Origin of the sequence: Humidesulfovibrio sp., from assembly GCF_035560995.1 — a bacterium.
In the GTDB taxonomy this organism is placed as follows: domain Bacteria; phylum Desulfobacterota; class Desulfovibrionia; order Desulfovibrionales; family Desulfovibrionaceae; genus Humidesulfovibrio.
Map to the genome: position 1 here is coordinate 1 of NZ_DATMYK010000264.1, position 4,775 is coordinate 4,775.

Sequence of the window (4,775 nt, forward strand, 5' to 3'; positions counted from 1 at the left end):
CCCTCGAGCTTCACCCATGAACAGGCCACCGCGCTCTCCCCGGACGCCATCTTCCTGTCCAACGGCCCCGGCGACCCGGCGGTGGTGACGAACGCCATCGAGGCCACCAAGGTCTTTGCCGACAAGTACCCCGTGGCGGGCATCTGCCTGGGCCACCAGATCATGGGCCTGGCCCTCGGCGGCCGCACCTACAAGCTCAAGTTCGGCCACCACGGCTGCAACCATCCGGTGATGGACATGGAGTCCGGCAAGATCGAGATCTCCTCCCAGAACCACGGCTTCTGCGTGGACATCGCCCACCTGCCGGAACTGAAGATGACCCACCAGAACCTGAACGACCAGACCCTGGAAGGCTTCGCCCACGAGTCGAAGCCCCTCATCGCCATACAGTTCCACCCGGAGGCGGCGCCCGGCCCCCACGACAGCGCCTATTTCTTCCGCCGTTTCCGCGATCTGGTGCGCAAGGCCACCGGCAAGTAGGAACGACAACAGGGCAACGCCCGCGTCCGCGCGGGCCAGCAGGAGGCTTCCATGTCAGGCGAACTCACCAAGGCCCGCCAAAAACTCACGGGCATCAACGCCAGCCTGAAGATGGGCAAGTACATGGCGGCGGCCCAGGCGCTGAACGACGCCATCGTCATCATGCTCTCCGCGCCGCTGATGAAGAACGAGCGCGAAGAATTCGCGCAAATGATCGAATCCACCGTGTACGCCCTGAACAACCACAAGGAGCTGCGCAAGTTCTACCCCCTTGTGCTGCACTACGCCCCGGGAGAGGAAAAGAAGCTCCTTGAAGAGATTTACGAGATGCGCAAGGTCCTCCAGGAGGACGTGAACGAGAACGCGCAAAAGGACCTGGACGCCCTGGAGGCCAAGAAGCTGGACGGGCTGGCCCGCGGCCAGAAGCACCTGGACGAACAGAAGTTCGACGACGCCCGCCAGGTCTTCGACAAGCTCACGGGCGAGTTCCCCGGCGACGCCGAGCTCAAGGCCGACATCGCCGACCGCTACTACAAGTCCGGGCTGCACCAGGACGCCGTGGGCCACCTGAACCAGGCCATCAACGAATCGCCGGAGTCCATCCACCTGTACAACCGCATCGGCATGGTGCTGCGCAAGATGCAGGACTTCGAAAGCGCGGAGAACTACTACCGCCGCGCCCTGGGCATCACCCACACCGACGAGTACCTGTTCTTCAACCTGGGCCGTTTGTACTACGATTGGCAGAAGTGGGGCAAAATGGCCGAGGCCGCCAAGATGGCCGTGGCCATCAACCCGAACTTCGTGGAAGCCAAGAAGCTCCTCGCCTTCGCCCAGAAAAAGCTCGGCGCGTAAGCGCCCTCCGCTCCCGCGCTTTTGCAGCAAAGGAGGCCCCGTGCCCCCAACCCACGCCCGCACCGCCTGCCATGTGCTCGTGCTCGGCGCGGGTCTGGCGGGCATGCGCGCCGCCTGGGCCGCCAAAGAGGCCGCCCCCGGCCTGGACGTGCTGCTGGTCAGCCCGCGCAAATCCCCCTCCGGCTCCTCCTTCGCCAACCGCAACAACGCTTTGGGCCTCCAGGCCCCGCTGCCGCACGAGGCCGAGGGCTTCGTGGACGAGGTTCTGCGTCTGGCCGAGCCGGGCTTCATCGACCCGGAGCTTGTGCGCGCCCTGGCCCAGGACGCCCCCCTGCGGGCCGAGGAGCTGCTGGACGGTCCCGGCGGGCTCGGCCTCGACTTCCGGCGCGACGCGGCCGGGCGGCTCCTGCGCTTCACCGGCTGCTTCAGCCCGGTCCCCCGCGCCCTGGTCTTCGACGGCCTGGCGAACGCCCACGCAGCCTTCCTGAAGCGCCTGCGCGAGCACGGCGTGCACCTGCTGAACGGTTTCGATGCCCTGGAGATCGTGGTCCGCGGCGGCCGGGCCACGGGCGCGCTGCTGGCGGCCCTGCGCGGCGGGCGAAGCCTCGACGTGGGAGCCGGCGCGGTCATCGCGGCCCTGGGCGGGCCGGCCCCGCTCTTCGGCAGGCGCATCTGCGGGCCGGGCAGCGGCCTCGGCTACGGCCTGCTGCACAGCGCCGGGGCGCGGCTGGTGAACGCGCAATACCTGCAATTTTTCTGGGGCCGCGCCCGCGACCGCGCCTTCGTGAATCCCGGCGACCTGCCCTGGTCCGAATTCCCCTGGCTGGAGCCGGCCCCGGAGCTGGCCCCCCTTGCCGCTTCCCGGCGCATGCACTGCCCCATGGCCCATGGGCTGGCCGACGCGGCCCTGGACCGCGAGCTGCTGGCCCGGCGCGGCGCGGACGGCCTTGTGCTCCTGCCCGGGCAGCAGCCCCTGGCGCTTTACGCCCACGCGGGCAACGGCGGCGCGCGCATCGACGCGCACGGCCGCACCACCGTGCCCGGCCTGTACGCCTGCGGCGAGTGCGCCGGGGGCATGCACGGGGCCCAGCGCCTGGGCGGGGGCATGGTGCTCGCGGCTTTGGTGTTCGGCGCGCGCGCGGGCCTTGCCGCCGCGCAGGAAGCAGGAACTTTCGCGTCGTGGCCCTCCGCCGCTCCGGCGCACCCTCCCGGCTTCTCCCTTCCCGTGGACGCGAATTTTCTGCGCCGCATGCGCCGCGGCATGGACCGCCATGCCCGGCCCTTTGCGCCCGCGGGACCAGCGCGCACGGCCTTTACGGCCTGGCTGGCGCACGAAACACGGCAGGCCGCTTCGCAGCGGCAACGCCTGCTGGCCCTCTCGGCCCTGCTGGTGCTGGGGGAAATGTCCTGAGGCCGGACGCTGGCGGAAGCGCTATTTCGCGGGCGGTTCGGCCAGGGCCCCGCGCAGAAACACGTCGATGACCGTGTTCAGGAATTCTTCCGGGGCCACGCCGCCCTGTGCGCCGCCGAATCCGGCGTGCCCGCTTCCGCGATCTCCGGCTTTGGCATCTGTGGCCCCGGCGCTGCCCACGGCCTGCGAAAGCCTGTGGTTCAACCGGCGCGAAGACGTGAACCAGTGCTCCACCGCGCAGAGCATGGCCGACAAGAGCGGCAGGGGCTCCACGCCCGGACGCAGCTGGCCGTGCTCCTTCATGGCGCACAGGCGGTCGTGGGCCGCGCGCATCAGGTGCAGGGTGCTCATCTCGCGGCCCTGGTCGTCCAGCTCGTCCAGGCCCGCCACCAGGTCCGGGTCGTTGTGCATGGAAAGGTCAAGGATGCGGTACAGGCGCACGCACTGCTCGTGGGTGGACAGGAAGCGGAAGTAGGCCCTGAGGGCCGAGGTGATGAAGGCCGCGCCGTCCTGCGGCGAATCGCCGCCGGGCATGTCGAGCCCCGGCTGCATGATGCCCTTGAGGCCCTCGTCCAGCTCGGCCAGATAGCCGTGTACCGCCGCCACATAGAGACCCTTTTTCGAGCCGAAATGGTGGTGGATGAGGCTCTGCGTCACACCGGCGCGCCGGGCGATGTCGCTTAGGGAGGCCTGGTGGTAGTCGCCCTTCAGGAACACCTCCTGGGCGGCCAGCAGAATCACCGCCTTGGTGCGCTCGGAGTCTCGCGCGCGGCGGCGCGGGGGGAGCGCGGACCTTGTGGCGGGCTTTGGCGCGGGCTTGTTTATGGGCTTGCTCATGGGCGTCTCCTGGACAGGTTCCGGGGCCAGGCAAGGACCGGGCAAGGGCCGGTCGCGGGCGTTCCAGCCCTTACTGATTGCTCAATCTATTCGTCCGCAAAACGGCAGTCAAGCCGCTCCGCCCCGCACGCGGCCATGCCGCGCGCAAAAAAAGCCGACGGGTCGCCCCGCCGGCTTCACGTCACTCGCTTTGAAATCGCAGAACTGTTTGCGGGCCAGCCGCACCAGCCCGGCAGGAAAGCCCAGGCTGCCAACCGACGTGCGCTTACAACTCCGCGCGCTTGCCCCAGGCCTGGTCGTAGGCGTTGCCGCCGCGCTCGATGATCTCCTCCGCCGCCTGGGGCACCAGCATGGCCAGACTGCGGCGCTCGCACCAGCGGCGGCGGATGTCCGTGGAGCTGACCTCAAGCACAGGCATGGGCACCAGATGCAGGCTGTTGCCTGTGGCGAAACGCAGTTGGGCCGGGGTCACGCGCTCCATGCCCGGCCAGTTGGCCTCGGCAAAGGAGGAGAGGCCCTCGGCATCGGCCCCCTGGCGCAGCACCACGGCCACGGAGGCCAGATGCGGCAGCTCCAGGCCGCGCTGCCAGGTGGGCAACGCGAAGAAAGACTCGCTGCCCATGATGAAGGTCAGTTCGTCGCCGGGCATTTTCTCACGCAGGGCGGCCAAGGTCTCCACCGTGTACGAGGGGCCGGGACGCGTGCCTTCCACGCCGCTGGCCGAAAGCCCGGCCACGCCGCGCACGGCCAGCTCCACCAGACGCAGACGGTGGGCAAAGGGCAGCATGCCCTCGGCCGATTTGTGCGGGGGCTCGCCCGCGGGCATAAGCAGCACGCGGTCCAGGCCAACGGCCTCCCGCGCTTCCACGGCCATGCGCATGTGGCCCGCGTGGATGGGGTTGAAGCTGCCTCCGAGAATTCCTATCCTGGTCACCTGATGAACCTCTCGCCTTGCCGCCCGGCTGTATGCGCGGTGTGAGGGAGCCTCCGGCCGGGCGTAAACCCGGAGGCCGCGAACGAACCTATTGTCTGATCTGCCCCTGGCCCAGCACCACGAACTTGGAGCTGGTAAGCTCCAGGATGCCCATGGGGCCGTACGCGTGCAGTTTCGTGGTGGAGATGCCGATCTCCGCGCCCAGGCCCAGCTCGCCGCCGTCGTTCAGCCGCGTGCTGGCGTTCACGGCCACCATGC

The 4,775-nt window shown here is 69.0% G+C and carries 5 protein-coding genes and 1 pseudogene; 3 read left to right on the plus strand and 3 right to left on the minus strand.

Annotated elements, in window-relative coordinates:
- The 3 genes from VN419_RS10240 to VN419_RS10250 form a co-directional block, all read left to right on the plus strand.
- Nucleotides 1–480, plus strand: a 480-nt coding sequence (locus tag VN419_RS10240) for a glutamine amidotransferase-related protein (protein WP_325647132.1), incomplete at its 5' end; no start/stop codon positions are given.
- Between the two features lie 51 nt (nucleotides 481–531).
- Nucleotides 532–1,335, plus strand: a complete 804-nt coding sequence (locus VN419_RS10245; protein ID WP_325647133.1) for a tetratricopeptide repeat protein — start codon at nucleotides 532–534, stop codon at nucleotides 1,333–1,335.
- 40 nt (nucleotides 1,336–1,375) lie between these two features.
- Entirely contained in the window at nucleotides 1,376–2,746 is a 1,371-nt protein-coding gene (locus VN419_RS10250; RefSeq protein ID WP_325647134.1) for an FAD-binding protein, read from the plus strand.
- 21 nt (nucleotides 2,747–2,767) lie between these two features.
- Here VN419_RS10250 and VN419_RS10255 read toward each other — a convergent pair whose 3' ends face one another.
- The 3 genes and pseudogenes from VN419_RS10255 to VN419_RS10265 form a co-directional block, all read right to left on the minus strand.
- Nucleotides 2,768–3,583, minus strand: coding sequence for a TetR/AcrR family transcriptional regulator (locus tag VN419_RS10255; RefSeq protein ID WP_325647135.1), 816 nt, complete (start codon nucleotides 3,581–3,583; stop codon nucleotides 2,768–2,770).
- 265 nt (nucleotides 3,584–3,848) lie between these two features.
- Nucleotides 3,849–4,517: a nicotinate (nicotinamide) nucleotide adenylyltransferase gene (nadD, locus tag VN419_RS10260; RefSeq protein WP_325647136.1), complete on the minus strand. Its 669-nt coding sequence runs from the start codon at nucleotides 4,515–4,517 to the stop codon at nucleotides 3,849–3,851.
- 88 nt (nucleotides 4,518–4,605) lie between these two features.
- Nucleotides 4,606–4,775, minus strand: a pseudogene (locus VN419_RS10265) (gamma-glutamyl-phosphate reductase); the annotation flags it as partial.